A 14,100-nucleotide genomic window follows, 5' to 3' on the forward strand; every position below is an offset into this window, starting at 1 on the left:
AATTGCGATTAAACCCAGAACTTTACTTGCCTTGGAACTATAAATCACAACGCATAGACTAAATTCTGGACTCAAGCATATTTTTGATGGTGAGTTACGCTAACTTGCCGTAAGCTCACATTTTCACGAATAGCACAATTGCTAAACTCACAGCCCAATTAATAATTTTCCCGAGGTCAGGTGAGCCCTATAAAGCCGAGCAAATTTAGCTCGGCACACCGCTGTGAAACTTAAAGTCTTCATCTGGTGTTGCGATAAGTTCAGCTTCAACTTTACCAAAAAAAGCAACGCGCTCTGTGATATCAAATTCACTGATCTCTTGCGCCAAAGTTAAGTAGTCTTGATAGTGACGAGCTTCCGAGCGCAGCAATGAGATATAAAAATCTCCAAGGCGTTTGTCAACATGTGGTGCTAATTTAGCAAAACGCTCACATGAGCGGGCCTCGATGTAAGCCCCAACAATTAACTTATCAACCAACGCGTCAGGCTCATAGGTTTTAACGTGTCTGAGCATGCCTTTTGCGTAGCGACATGGCGTGATACTTTGATATTCAATTCCATATTCATCCATGATCTCTAACACTTGATAAAAATGGTGTAGCTCTTCTTTAATCAACATCACCATCTTATCAATCAGTTCTTGCCCATAAGGCGTGTTTGATTTGGGGATCATCGATTTAGTTAGCTTGTTCTTGTCCGCTAAGTCACGCCAATTTCCTTCACGCTTGTAAATCAGCGTTTCAAATGGCTTTAGCCACTCAAGCAACGCATCTCCACTGTCTTTATCAACCGCATATTTACGGATCAAAAACATGGCAGATTGCGCGGCTTTTAACTCGCAAATAAGGTGATCAATTAAAACCACAGATAAGTTTTGTTGCTTTATTGCTTCAGTTATCCAAGCATCAGGCGTTTCGCACTGTAAAAAGTGCTTAATAGGTTTAAGTAATTCTTCCAACGTAACTTTCTCTATTTACGGATTTGCTAAGTACAAACTCTTTGAGTTGATTGCGCACATTGTAACACAACTGGCTAATGACGGAATTAATCGAGATCATAGCTATTGTGAGACCGATGTAAAAAGCATATAACTGCTGCTTAATGTCAGTCATTTGCGAGTTAGCATACTTACAAGTGAGTTTATTGAGTCGCCCTGACGATGTCAGGCACTCTTGAGTGAACCTAAGCACCTATTGCAAGGAAACCTTATGAAGATAAAGATAGATATTATCGATGCATTTACTGATACACGCTTTAGTGGCAACTCTGCGGCCGTAGTTATCACTGATACTTGGCTGGATGATGATTTAATGCAATCTATCGCATCTGAAAACAACCTCTCAGAAACCGCATTTTTGGTAAAGCACGATGAGCAATATCATATCCGCTGGTTTTCTGTGCTAACAGAAATCGACTTTTGTGGGCATGCCACTTTGGCCGCGTCTTATGTGATTTTCTCCAGCTTTCCCGAACGAACATCCATTTCACTTTACGCCAAAGCCGTGGGTAATATGGTGATAGAAAAGTCCCCTGATGGACGCATTAAAATGGACTTTCCAAATCGCATGCCGCAAAGGCTTGAAACAGTCCCTGAACAGCTACTTCTTGGGCTATCGATAAGACCGACCAACGTATTAAAAAGTGCTCAGGCCTATTTTGCTATCTATGATAACGAAGAAGATGTGTTGGCAGTCACTCAAGATAAAACACAACTGATGCAATTAGGACCGCTTGATGTGGTAGTAACCGCTCTATCTCATGGTAAATATGATTTTATCTCTCGGTATTTTTGGCCAGCTAACGGTGGTGATGAAGACCCGGTAACGGGATCAATTCATACGGGGCTTGCACCATACTGGGCGCAGCAGCTTGGTAAAACCAGCCTTGTTGCATATCAAGCCTCAAAACGTGGCGGTGTATTGTACTGCGAAGTTGAAGGCGAACGCGTGTTTATTAGTGGGTATGCGGTGAAGTACTTAGAGGGAATAATCGAGGTTTAGCCTTTACAGAAATGCCACAAATCGGTTTTAAGACAGCTCAATAACCAAATGGTATCTAAATATCTCATTTAGATACCATATTACAAAACAGTTAGAAGATTATAACTGACTACTGCATTTGCCTTGCTTAGCTAGTTTCAAAGCTGAAACCGCATTTTTACCTTCATCTTCACTCACTACTTTGACATTCGCGCCGCCAACAAAAGCTCCAAGCTTAATGTATTGTTCAACAAAATAGTGCTTGCCCGCTTGCGTCTCAACTTTTAGCTCATTTGGAGAAAACTCAGACTCAGTTGCAACTGCGTGTTCTTTGTTACCCTCTACTTCTGTGTAGAAGAAAACTTTCGGTGCGGTTTCACCAACGCACTTACCGTCAACCCAAACGTCTTTTTTAAGAGCCGCGCCAAGCATAGAGTCTCTATAGATATATAACCCAGCCATACCATCAGAAGGCGCAGCAAATTGCTTTGCTTGATCTGACATTTCTTTTGGTTCAAGTGGTACAGATGAACATCCCGCGAAAAGTGTAACAGCAGCAACACTTAATAGTGATTTTTTGAACATAATTACTCCAGTGCTCATTATTTTTATATTCCCTAAAATAGGCAAGCGGGATAATACTCACTAAAAACACTATTAACAATTAAGAAATAATCAAAGTGTAAACATTTGTAAAAAACGCAATAAAAGATACTAAAAGCTAAATGAGTAACTTGGACAAAACCAACTCATAATTAGCACTCAACATCTCATGATTGGTTCGTTAACTCTGCCCTCTTTTCTATATGATATTTAGATTCACTGAGTTCTGAACATTTCAATTAGACAAAAGTTTAACCTATTCTTGACAAAAATCGGACCGTCTCTCATAACTAAACAGACGCTGTATAAAAATAACACAACAATATTAATGAGGGGCCGGTTATGATCTTAAACCACTTATGGGGCTTATATGCCCACCCACTCGAAGAGTGGCAAACCATCGACAATCGTCATGAAAGCATTAGATATAGTCTTTCTCACATCGCCCTAATTGCGCTAATCCCAAGCATTATGGGCTATTATTCTTCGGTACATCTAGGTTGGAAAATCGGTGCGGGAGACGCCGTTTATCTGACTCACGACAGTGCGCTAATGATTGGTGTAGCTATGTACATAGCACTCATCGTCGGTATTTTTGCGCTTTCTTACTTATCCCACTGGATGGCTGTAACGTTTGGTGCAAAACCAACCTTTACCCAAACACTTGAGCTGTCAGCATATACTGCCACCCCCATGTTTATGTCTGCGTTTTCAGCCTTTTACCCAGAGTTATGGTTTGTGGTAAGTGTTGGCCTTGTAGCCTTAGCGTATTCGGTGTATTTGCTGTATACAGGCGTACCAATATTAATGCACATCCCTGAAGAGCGCGGCTTCATCTACGCAAGTTCGGTGGTAACCTGCGGGCTTATCCTGCTGGTGATTATCTTAGCAGCAACAGCCATACTTTGGACTAATGGCATTATTAGCCCCACATTTAGCTAGCAATAATATAAAAGCGAGATACAAAAAAGGAGCGATTAAACGCTCCTTTTCTTTATCTGATGATAACCATCAGCGATTACTCGCCTTCACCAGTTTCTTGATTATGTAATTCAAGACTTGCAGACATGGCTTTTTCACGAGTCGATTTTGCTGAGTCGTTACGTAACTCATCAACACGGTTTAAGTAATTTTGGTCAATATCACCGGTAATGTATTGGCCATCAAATACCGATGTTTCAAAACGCGTTATTTCAGGGTTTTCTTCTCGTACCGCTGCAATTAAATCTGGTAGAGATTGATAAATCAAACCATCTGAGCCGATACTTGCGTTGATGTCTTCCACTTCACGACCATGTGCAATCAGCTCAGATGCCGATGGCATGTCTATCCCGTAAACATTAGGGAAGCGTACTTCTGGCGCTGCAGAGGCAAAGTAAACATTTTTTGCGCCAGCTTCACGAGCCATTTCTACGATTTGAGCAGATGTTGTACCACGAACAATAGAGTCATCAACTAACAGTACATTCTTACCTTTAAACTCGCTGTCTATCGCATTTAGCTTACGACGTACCGACTTTTTACGCATTTCTTGACCTGGCATAATGAACGTACGACCGATATAACGGTTTTTCACAAAGCCTTGGCGGTATGGTAAATCAAGCACCGAGGCAATTTCTAATGCGATATCACATGAAGTTTCTGGGATAGGAATAACTACGTCGATTTCTTTGTCGGCCCAATCTCTGGCAATCTTTTCGCCTAGCTTAGTACCCATATTTACACGCGTTGCGTAAACAGACATTTTATCGATAACTGAGTCAGGGCGAGCAAAGTATACAAATTCAAAGATACATGGCGCATGAATCGTCTTGTCGGCACAAGATTGAGAGTAAAACTCCCCCTCTTCCGTCACGTAAATTGCTTCACCTGGTGCTACGTCACGTACGAAATCGTAGCCATCAATTTTAAGCGCTACGCTTTCTGATGCAAACATGTATTCAGTGCCTTGCGGCGTTTCACGCTTACCAAATACCAGTGGACGAATACCACTTGGGTCTCTAAATGCCACAATACCATGGCCGATGATCATCGCAATACTTGCATAACCGCCGGTTACTTGCTTGTTAACTTCAGCAATAGCAGTAAACATATCCTGAGCATCTAACTTCATCTTCTCAGGTTTACCCAGTTCATGTGCTAGGATGTTAAGAAGAATTTCTGAGTCAGACGTGGTATTTACATGGCGACGCGCCGTAGTAAATAAACGCTCTTTTAACGCCTCTGCATTAGTTAAGTTTCCATTATGCGCAAGCGCTATGCCAAAAGGTGAGTTTACATAAAAAGGCTGTGCCTCAGCCGAGCTTGAAGAGCCCGCTGTTGGGTAACGCACATGGCCAATACCAATATTGCCTTGTAATCGCTTCATATGGCGTGTGTGAAACACATCCTTCACTAAGCCATTCGCTTTACGTAAGCTAAACGTATTGTTGTCAATGGTAATAATACCCGCCGCATCTTGACCACGGTGCTGCAAAACAGTTAAGCCATCATAAATCGCCTGATTAACAGGAGACTTTCCGACTATCCCAACGATACCACACATTAAATTTTCCTCGCCGATTAACGGTTTACTGAATTTAAAAAGCTGGAGTTATGCTCTAGATAGGAAAAAAACCACTCTATTACAAAGCCAAATTCAGGGATCAAAGTTGATGCCGGCCACCACTGCGTACTTGGCGCATTGGTGAATGCATCTAGAAAAAACAATAAGGCGCTAACGACCAATACGCCTCGTAGAGCACCAAACACCAATCCAAAGACTCTGTCTGTGCCGGTTAAGCCTGTGCGTTGCACAATCTCACCTAAAATATAGTTAACAAATCCACCCAACAGTAATGTCGCAAAAAATAATATGGCTATTGCGGCAGCATTTCTTAAAAGGGGTTCTGAAATGGAGGTTAGGAAGGTTGCTAGATATTGGTAAAATAAACTGGAGATGAAAAAGGCGCCAATCCAAACGGCTAATGACATAGCTTCTTTTATAAAGCCACGAATTAATCCAAATAAAGTCGATAATCCGACAATACCAAGAATGGTGTAATCAACCCAGATCATAAGAACCAACAAGTCGTTAATTTGGGGCGCATTCTATAAGAGCTGCTAGGCAATTACCAGATCATTTTGCAATTTCGAATTGTGTCAAACGTCCATTTAGCTTGGTTAATTTCTTTAATTCTGGCAACTTAGCTTCAAGTTTAGCTTTGTTTAAATCAGGCCCTACAAACACTTTAGTAAGGGTACCATTTGGAGTTTTAACCGGGCGTGTAAACGCTTTGAAGCCATTTTTGTTAAGTTTAGCAACCAAAGCATCAACATTAGGTTTGTGAGAAAAGCTGCCTAATTGAATAACATACGCCATGCCTGTTAAATTTGAAGTGGCAGCACGTTTAGGTTCGCTCTTTGGCTGTGTCTGCTGCGAAGCAACAACGGTGGCTGTCTGACTTGCTTGCTCAGAAATATCAGCCTCAGAGTTATTTGTCGCTTCCTCTGGCTGGGCCGCTTGAGGTTCATTACCTAAATTATCCTCTGTACTTGCAGCCACAAACAGGTGGTCATCCGAAGTAATATCCTCCATCGGCTCCCCTTTGATTTCTGGCGCTTGCGACGCTCGTTCGTCAATCACAGCTTGCAAGTCAACTGTCGCGAACTCAGGACGCTCAGGAATTGCTTTGAATCCTTCTTTGTAATGTACTTTTTCACCATCAAGAATATTGGGGATAAAAATAATAGCTGCAACAACAACAATGCTGGTGCCTACTAAACGATTTACAAATCCTGAGTCCACGTTACTACTCTCTTATTTTTGCCAATATTGTATGGCATCAGCCACAGTAAGAAATGAGCCAAATATCACCAACGCGGTATCATTTGACTGCTTAGCAAGAATATCATCAAGCGCCGTTTGAACGCTGCTATGACTGGCGCATGGTGCTTTAGTTTGCAACTGTATTAGCGTTTGCAAATTTTCAGCTTGTTCCGCCCTTGGACCTTGCAAAGAAGCACATGACCAAATATCAACCACATCAGACACTTCTTTGATTACACTCGCTTTATCTTTATCAGCAAGCATAGCGATTAAAGCATGAATTTTAAACCCCTGTACCCGTAACTGGGCAATCTTTTGCCTTAAATAACGCGCAGATTCTGGGTTATGTGCCACATCGGTGTAAACTTTTGGCGACTCGCTTAACAGCTGAAAACGCCCTTCTACTTTCAAGTTTGCTAAGCATTCACTGATCACATTTTGCGTGGGTAATAAGCTTAGTTTAGCGAGCAATGTCAGTGCAGTTGCAACATTTTGCACAGGAATGGCTGGCGTTGCAAACTCGTAGTCATAGTCCAGATATTGCCATTTAAAGCCGCTTTCTGTCACTCTATGGCTAAAATCTTTATTCGCCAAAACTAAATCCGCATTAATTTGTGCGCCATAGTCCGTTACTGTATGAGGAATGTCCAAATCACCCACAACCGCTGGCGTGTTAGTTCTAAAAATACCGGCTTTATCGTAACCTACGAGCTCTCTGGTATCACCTAAGTACTCTTTGTGATCTAAATCCACAGTAGTAATAACACTGGCGTAAGGCGTGACAATATTAGTGGCATCAAAACGACCACCTAAACCAACTTCTAAGAGCACATAATCAACTGCATAGCGTTTGAAAATAGCTAAAGCGCCCAAAGTGCCATATTCAAAAAATGTTAGCTGCGTGTCTCCACGGCCCTGATCGAGCATGAAAAAAGCATCTATATGGTCTTGATCATTCAGCTCTTTACCATTTATTCGTACCCTTTCATTGTAACGAATTAAGTGCGGAGAGGCATACGTGCCGACGCTGTAACCTTGGGCTAGCAGTAACGCTTCTAAGCAGCGAGCTGTTGTGCCTTTACCATTGGTACCGCCAATAAGGATTATTTTGCTAGCAGTGTCGAGTAACTGGGTTTGCTCTGCAACGCGCTTTACGCGTTCTAGCCCCATTTCGATGGTTGAAGGGTGAACACCTTCTAAATAACAAAGCCAATCATCAAGACTTGATGATTGGCATGGAGTCTGAACTGTCATCAAAAAATAGCTTTACTAAAAAAATTTACGCTACTCTATGCTCTTGTTCAGTAGAAGGCAAGTTCATAAACTTAGCCAAAATACGTGCTAGTGTGTCACGCATTTCACGACGGTCTACAATCATATCAATTGCACCGTGCTCTAATAAGAACTCACTGCGCTGGAAGCCTTCAGGAAGCGTTTCACGTACAGTTTGCTCAATAACACGTGGACCGGCAAAACCTATCAGTGCTTTTGGCTCAGCCACGTTGATATCGCCTAACATCGCCAGTGACGCTGATACACCACCCATAGTCGGGTCTGTTAAAACCGAAATAAACGGCAAACCACGCTCAGACATTTTTGCAAGCGCTGCACTGGTTTTTGCCATTTGCATTAAAGACATCAAAGCTTCTTGCATACGAGCACCACCAGATGAAGAAAAACATACCAATGGCATATCATGCTTCAAACACTCATCAACAGCATCTACAAATCGAGCACCCACAACGGAGGCCATTGAACCGCCCATAAATGCAAATTCAAACGCCACTGCAGCAACTGGCATACCTTTTAGGCGGCCTTTCATTGCTACTAGTGCATCTTTTTCACCGCTCACCTTTTGGGCTGCGCTGATACGATCTGAGTATTTCTTCGAGTCTTTAAACTTTAATATGTCTTTTGGCTCATGATGTGCGCCCAATTCCTGACGATCAGCATCATCTAAAAATAGCTCTAGTCGTTTTCTGGCGCTCAAACGCATGTGATGATCACACTTTGGACACACATTTAAAGATTTCTCTAACTCTGCTTTGTATAAAATAGAGTCACAATCTGTGCATTTCGCCCAAACGCCTTCTGGGATCTCTTTTTTACCTGACGATTTAGTCGTCTTAGGTAGGATTTTTTCTAACCAACTCATTTGGCAACTCTCTTATTGCTAATCCTGTGTTGTAATGTCTGTATCTGCACAGACGAATTTCTATAATTAAAACATGAATTAGATGTCAGAGATATAAAAAACTGGTCTTAGTAGTCTAATATTTTTGCTGTCTAAACACTCAAATAGAGCCATTATTCTGGTAAAAACAATGGTCCAAGTGGTGTCGATGGGATCTGCCACTTTTGTGGATAGTCAACGTCTACTAAATATAAGCCGTTAGGTTTTGCTGTAGCGCTTGCTTGAGTACGATCTTTGATATTGAGCAAATGCTGCATCCAATCAGGTGATTCCTTGCCAATACCAATATCAATCAAGCAACCTGTGATGTTTCGAACCATGTGATGCAAAAATGCATTGGCTTTTATATCTATCACTATATAGTTCCCTACTCGCTGAACATTTAGATGATGAATATTGCGAAAAGGTGTATTTGACTGGCAATGAACAGCTCTAAAAGAAGTAAAATCTTGCTCACCTAGCATCGCCGGACACGCCGCTTGCATCAGCTTTTCGTCTAACGGATGGTGATAGTGCGTAACGCCACTTCTTAAAATACCAGGTCGATAAGGATGGTTATAAATTACATAACGATAGCGCCTTGCTGTAGCACTAAAACGCGCGTGAAACTCATCGTCAACTTGTTGTGCGTAACGAATTGCTATGTCGTCAGGTAGTTGAGAATTTAAGCCAAGTGTAAAGGCACTCATATCGCGCTGTGCGTCGGTATCAAAATGTACCACTTGACCCGTTGCGTGAACACCTGCGTCAGTACGCCCTGCACATACAATCTCTACAGGATGATTGCAGATCCTAGATAGCGCTGTTTCTAACTCTTGTTGAATACTATTAACATGCGATTGTCTTTGCCAACCGCTGTAATTTGCACCGTTGTACTCTATACCTAATGCTACACGCATAGCGACTACTTACCTCTTTTCTCAATAGCGGTGCATTTTATGCGATCACACAGTCGAATAAAAGCGCTTAACAGCTAACACGCTTGTTATTAACTATTTCTGCCCATAGTTGGTATATGTAAGGCTATTAAACGCGAAATTTTAACGTATCACAAAATGCTTCAACATCAGATTGAGCGATAGGCGGACTGTAAAAGTATCCCTGTACCACATAACAATTATTTTTTTGCAAAAAGTCGACTTGCTCTCGCGTTTCTACGCCTTCTGCCACCACTTGTAACTGTAGTTTTTGCGCCATGGCAATGATAGCAGCAGTGATCTCCATATCGTTTTGATCATCAGGAATATCTTTAACAAACGAGCGGTCAACCTTAAGCATATCTACCGGGAATCGCTTGAGGTAACTTAAAGATGAATAACCAGTACCAAAGTCATCAATAGATAACGCAACACCCAGCTTTTTGATTTCATGTAATTGTGCTATTGCCGCCTCTACATCCCCCATCAACATACTTTCTGTTAGTTCGAGGTGAAGTAAATGTGGTGGCATTTTTGTGCGTTTTAGAACGTCAGCAAGCGTACTTATCAAGCGGTCATCTTTAAATTGCCGTGCGGATAAGTTAATAGACATACTCCCCGCTTTTCCAACAGCTTGCAATTGCATAGAGAAGGTACACGCTTCTTCTAACACCCACTCACCCAGCTCTACGATAAGCCCTGTTGCTTCGGCGATATGGATAAATTTATCGGGAGGAATAAAGCCTTGCTCAGGATGATTCCATCTTATGAGTGCTTCATAGCCAATCACTTCTAGCGATTCGCTGTTCACTTGCGGTTGATAATGAAGTTTAAATTGCTGCTCTTTGATGGCAATGCGTAACTCGTTTTCTATATATAAACGTTCATTGGCAGCGGCATCTAACTCTTGAGAATAAAAATGGAAGGTGTTGCGCCCTTTTGCCTTTGCCTCATACATTGCTAAATCGGCATGTTTAAGTAGTTGTTCTTCTTCTTGGCTATCAAACGGTGCCATAGTAATGCCTATACTGGCACTGACAATCACTTCGTTATTACCAAGCTTTATTGGTTTATTGATCGTACGCTGAATGGTATGGGCAACCTCCATTGCATTGTCTCGACTATCTATGCCACTTAGCAATACAGCAAATTCATCGCCGCCCAAACGTGCTATGGTGTCTTCAGCACGCAAGCGGTTTTTGAGCCGCTCGGCCACTTCAACCAATAATCTATCACCGGCATCATGACCCAAGGTATCATTAATTCGCTTAAACTCATCTAGGTCAAAATAAAACAACGCAAAAGCATAGTGACCACGCCCCGCCAAAGCCATTGACTTTCTAAGTTGCATTCTAAAAAAAGTACGATTTGCAAGACCTGTCAAAGTATCAAAGTAAGCCAACTCCTCCATTTTGCGCTGACTTTCTTTAACAAAGGAGATATCTTGCGCAGAAGCAACATAACTTGAAATCGTACCATCGGCCTCACGAATTGGCGAAATGCTCAAACTCACCCAAATAGGTGCCTTGCCAGAGCCTGCCAATATTGTATCGCCACGCCAATAATTTCTGCTTCTTAAGTCAATATCGATATCATCAATTAAAATTGCCATATCTGTCGATATAATATCTAGCAAGGGTCTAGCGACAAAGTGCGCTTCGTCAAACCCCGTCATTTCAATCATTTTGGGGTTTACATAATCGATTTCAAAGTTGCCATTGGTGATTGCAACGGCCGTACCAGAAAAGGACACTGCTTTAGATAGACGATTTGCTTGCTTTTCGGCCTTTTCTTTTTCAACGATGCGTTGATTGAGTCCACTGACCAAGGCTTTTATCTCACTGCTCATTTTATTGACCGTATCATTAAGCAAGCCAATTTCATCATTGCTAACAGGTAAGTTAGGCGTTTTCCATTGTCCTTTGCCAAACCCACTCACAGCACCGACTAGTGCATTAATTCGACTTAACACCAATTGATATAAAACCTGATGAAGCAATAATGCAACAAATGCAGCATACAAAATAAATAGTCCAAAGAATTTTACTTTTAATGCCTCAATCGACGACAAGCTAGAGTCTCTTTTTTTATAGACACCAAGATACCAACCCAACTTTTTCAACGTGGTCACATTAATAATATGTGCTTGACCACCGCGCTCAAATTCCCCTTGAAACTCAGTTAACTTAGCCTCTAATACAGGCCTAAATACTTTACTTAATTCAGGAAAAACCTCTGCAACAGACTGATTAGTATTAAGGCTTTGTATCGTTACTTCACCCGTAGAGGGCGCCGCAATAATTTCTCCTTCATCATTAAAGATGACGTAGCCTTGATGCTCATCCGATAGCAAAAGCTGAGATAGCATCTGTTTTACTTCAATGTCGGACCCCGTAAAGCCAACATACTCATCTTCGTAATAAAGTGGCACCAAGATACTGATCACCCACTTGTTCCAAATAGGATCAAAGTGCACATCTGACCAAAGCGCTTCTCTTGTTGGGTTTAACTCCTCTCGCAACATAGGTAGAAAGTGAGAGTTAAAAAGTGCTTGCCTAGAGTCATTATTAATCAATACATTAGGTGGAGCTACACGAACAAAACCTGATTGAGTATTAATATAAAAATTAAAAAAATCTTGTAACAGTGAGGGAGCAATCACATTCCATAGTGCTTCAGATTGGCGAAAGATTTGCTGATATTTATCACTCAATTCACTCGCAGCAAACTGTGCTGCAGACAAACCATTGCTGGCCGTACTTTGGAAAACTCCGTCACGGTATTGGATATCAGCAGGTTGCGCTGCGGAGATATTGTTCGCTTGATACCATAATTCTTTTGCAACAATTGCATTGGCTTGTTCGGCTAAATTCGACTTGTGTTCTAAGAATTGATTAAACTGTTTAACAGTTTGATTACTATAGCGTTTTAGTTGGGCATATTCTTCATGGATTAACTGTCTTTCTTCAGATTTAAGCATTAATGCCGCAGCAAAAATACCCGCGATCAAACACACCGCAGAAATCAGCACAGATAACTTAACACTGAGCGAGTGTATTCCAAAACGTGAAGGGGGTCGGCGATTGACCACAGCTAAACCCTTATAATTAATTGTTATTTTTATACTTAGTCGAGCAAATATAACAGATACACAAGGCATACGCCAAGCTTGACGTATTAGCCCTTTGTTAAAACAACGTAATCCTTAAACTTTTACAAAACTAAAGCTTGTAGAACAGATTTAAAGTGTGCTAATAATGTATCCAGAATTTTATTTTATCATCTTATTTATGAATTTAATTGTTACTCGCACTTACGTATTTTTCTTTTTTAGCTTCTTTGATTGAGGAGGCTTATTTGTTTGCGCGTAACACCAACAAATTATAAGCCTCCCAACTGGGAGGTTTTTTTTTGCCAATGGGAATGAGGACCTATGACTGAAGATACATTAAACGCTCTACGAAGCGATATAAACGAGATTGACTCTGAGCTACTAATACTGCTGGCAAAACGTCGGCGTATAAGTTATAGCGTTTTAGAATATAAAATTGCCAATAAAAAACCGATTCGAGACGAGCGTCGCGAGCAAGCTTTACTTGAAAAGCTGATCAGTTATGGCAAATCATTAGGGCTTGATGCGTACTATATCAACAATGTATTTCAAACCATTCTTGAAGACTCGGTACTTAACCAACAGGCACTCCTGCAAAAAAGCCTAAACCCAGATGCCGTTGGAGACACTCATCGTGTCGCTTATTTAGGTGGGCCTGGCTCATATAGTCAGCTAGCATGTCACAAGTATTTTAGCCGCAGACCTGGCAAGCTAGTTGAAAACGGTTGTCAAAGCTTTGAGCAGATCACCGAAAAAGTTGAAAAAGGCCAAGCTGATTATGGTTTACTACCGATTGAAAACACCAGCTCAGGTAGTATCAACGAAGTTTTTGACCTTTTGCAGCATGCCCAAGTTTCAATCGTTGGCGAAGTTACGCATACGGTGGAACACTGTTTGTTGGCTACACCTGACACCCAACTCAAAGATGTACAAAAAATATTCGCGCATCCTCAGCCTTTTGCCCAATGTAGTAAGTTTGTACAGGGTTTAGGGGATGTATTACACGAAACCTGTGACTCTACATCAAGTGCCTTGCAAAGTGCTTTCAATACACCTAACAGTGCTGCAATTGGTTCAGCTCAAGCGGGCAAAGACGTAGGATTGGAAGTGATCAAAACAGGGCTTGCTAATCAAGCAGAAAACCACAGCCGCTTTATTGTCGTGGCCCGCAAAGCACTGCAAGTTTCAACTCAGATCCCCACAAAAACCAGCCTAATAATGGCGACTAAACAACAAGTTGGTTCGTTAGCTGATGCATTGATGGTGTTTAAGCAACACAACATTAATATGGTCAAACTCGAGTCGCGCCCCGTTCCAGGAAACCCCTGGGAGGAAGTGTTCTATGTTGACTTGGTAGCCAACACGGCTGAGTCACACGTACAAAAAGCATTAGAAGAGTTAAAGGATCATACTCAGTATATCCGTATTTTGGGATGTTACCAGAGTGAATCTATGCAAGCAGTTGAGGTGATGTAACAATTACAACT

The 14,100-nt window shown here is 41.6% G+C and carries 12 protein-coding genes; 3 read left to right on the top strand and 9 right to left on the bottom strand.

The annotated features are described in order from the left end of the window. Positions 1-205: 205 nt before the first annotated feature. The gene (gene miaE, locus HC733_RS13895; protein ID WP_190365643.1) at positions 206-958 is read right to left on the bottom strand and encodes a tRNA isopentenyl-2-thiomethyl-A-37 hydroxylase MiaE; all 753 of its coding nucleotides are present in this window, start codon (positions 956-958) and stop codon (positions 206-208) included. 250 nt (positions 959-1,208) lie between these two features. On the opposite strand from miaE, the gene HC733_RS13900 reads away from it, so the two are divergent. Continuing rightward, positions 1,209-2,000 carry a PhzF family phenazine biosynthesis protein gene (locus tag HC733_RS13900; protein ID WP_190365644.1) on the top strand — a complete coding sequence of 264 codons (792 nt, stop codon included), beginning with the start codon at positions 1,209-1,211 and terminating at the stop codon, positions 1,998-2,000. A 99-nt stretch (positions 2,001-2,099) separates the two neighbouring features. On the opposite strand, the gene HC733_RS13905 is transcribed toward HC733_RS13900, so the two are convergent. Then, on the bottom strand, positions 2,100-2,564 hold the full coding sequence (locus HC733_RS13905) for a DUF2846 domain-containing protein (protein WP_190365645.1): 465 nt from the start codon (positions 2,562-2,564) through the stop codon (positions 2,100-2,102). Between the two features lie 360 nt (positions 2,565-2,924). Between HC733_RS13905 and HC733_RS13910 the strand changes: the two genes are divergently transcribed. Continuing rightward, positions 2,925-3,524 carry a Yip1 family protein gene (locus HC733_RS13910; protein ID WP_190365646.1) on the top strand — a complete coding sequence of 200 codons (600 nt, stop codon included), beginning with the start codon at positions 2,925-2,927 and terminating at the stop codon, positions 3,522-3,524. 76 nt (positions 3,525-3,600) lie between these two features. On the opposite strand, the gene purF is transcribed toward HC733_RS13910, so the two are convergent. From purF to HC733_RS13945, 7 genes are all read right to left on the bottom strand, one after another. Next, on the bottom strand, positions 3,601-5,127 hold the full coding sequence (gene purF / locus HC733_RS13915) for an amidophosphoribosyltransferase (protein ID WP_190365647.1): 1,527 nt from the start codon (positions 5,125-5,127) through the stop codon (positions 3,601-3,603). Positions 5,128-5,144: 17 nt separating this feature from the next. After that, a complete protein-coding gene (locus HC733_RS13920) occupies positions 5,145-5,639 on the bottom strand; it encodes a CvpA family protein (protein WP_190365648.1) in 495 nt (164 codons plus the stop codon). Between the two features lie 61 nt (positions 5,640-5,700). Beyond that, a complete protein-coding gene (locus tag HC733_RS13925) occupies positions 5,701-6,369 on the bottom strand; it encodes an SPOR domain-containing protein (RefSeq protein WP_190365649.1) in 669 nt (222 codons plus the stop codon). Between the two features lie 12 nt (positions 6,370-6,381). After that, positions 6,382-7,644, bottom strand: coding sequence for a bifunctional tetrahydrofolate synthase/dihydrofolate synthase (gene folC, locus HC733_RS13930; RefSeq protein WP_190365650.1), 1,263 nt, complete (start codon positions 7,642-7,644; stop codon positions 6,382-6,384). Positions 7,645-7,669: 25 nt separating this feature from the next. Beyond that, on the bottom strand, positions 7,670-8,545 hold the full coding sequence (gene accD / locus HC733_RS13935; protein WP_190365651.1) for an acetyl-CoA carboxylase, carboxyltransferase subunit beta: 876 nt from the start codon (positions 8,543-8,545) through the stop codon (positions 7,670-7,672). Positions 8,546-8,697: 152 nt separating this feature from the next. Then, positions 8,698-9,483 carry a tRNA pseudouridine(38-40) synthase TruA gene (gene truA, locus HC733_RS13940; RefSeq protein WP_190365652.1) on the bottom strand — a complete coding sequence of 262 codons (786 nt, stop codon included), beginning with the start codon at positions 9,481-9,483 and terminating at the stop codon, positions 8,698-8,700. A 127-nt stretch (positions 9,484-9,610) separates the two neighbouring features. Further along, positions 9,611-12,592 (bottom strand): EAL domain-containing protein, encoded by a 2,982-nt coding sequence (locus HC733_RS13945; protein WP_190365653.1) that lies wholly within the window; start codon positions 12,590-12,592, stop codon positions 9,611-9,613. A gap of 342 nt (positions 12,593-12,934) precedes the next feature. On the opposite strand from HC733_RS13945, the gene HC733_RS13950 reads away from it, so the two are divergent. After that, complete coding sequence (locus tag HC733_RS13950; protein WP_190365654.1) at positions 12,935-14,089, top strand: chorismate mutase; 1,155 nt, start codon at positions 12,935-12,937, stop codon at positions 14,087-14,089. Positions 14,090-14,100 lie beyond the last annotated feature (11 nt).

The organism is Pseudoalteromonas sp. S16_S37 (genome assembly GCF_014694405.1).
Classification (GTDB): Bacteria; Pseudomonadota; Gammaproteobacteria; order Enterobacterales; family Alteromonadaceae; genus Pseudoalteromonas.

What these genes read in the sequence shown, in the direction of transcription:
- HC733_RS13900 (WP_190365644.1), top strand. Translation starts at nt 1,209, where the DNA reads ATGAAGATAAAGATAGATATTATCGATGCATTTACTGATACACGCTTT.
- HC733_RS13905 (WP_190365645.1), bottom strand. Translation starts at nt 2,564, where the DNA reads ATGTTCAAAAAATCACTATTAAGTGTTGCTGCTGTTACACTTTTCGCG.
- HC733_RS13910 (WP_190365646.1), top strand. Translation starts at nt 2,925, where the DNA reads ATGATCTTAAACCACTTATGGGGCTTATATGCCCACCCACTCGAAGAG.
- purF (WP_190365647.1), bottom strand. Translation starts at nt 5,127, where the DNA reads ATGTGTGGTATCGTTGGGATAGTCGGAAAGTCTCCTGTTAATCAGGCG.
- HC733_RS13920 (WP_190365648.1), bottom strand. Translation starts at nt 5,639, where the DNA reads ATGATCTGGGTTGATTACACCATTCTTGGTATTGTCGGATTATCGACT.
- folC (WP_190365650.1), bottom strand. Translation starts at nt 7,644, where the DNA reads ATGACAGTTCAGACTCCATGCCAATCATCAAGTCTTGATGATTGGCTT.
- accD (WP_190365651.1), bottom strand. Translation starts at nt 8,545, where the DNA reads ATGAGTTGGTTAGAAAAAATCCTACCTAAGACGACTAAATCGTCAGGT.
- truA (WP_190365652.1), bottom strand. Translation starts at nt 9,483, where the DNA reads ATGCGTGTAGCATTAGGTATAGAGTACAACGGTGCAAATTACAGCGGT.
- HC733_RS13950 (WP_190365654.1), top strand. Translation starts at nt 12,935, where the DNA reads ATGACTGAAGATACATTAAACGCTCTACGAAGCGATATAAACGAGATT.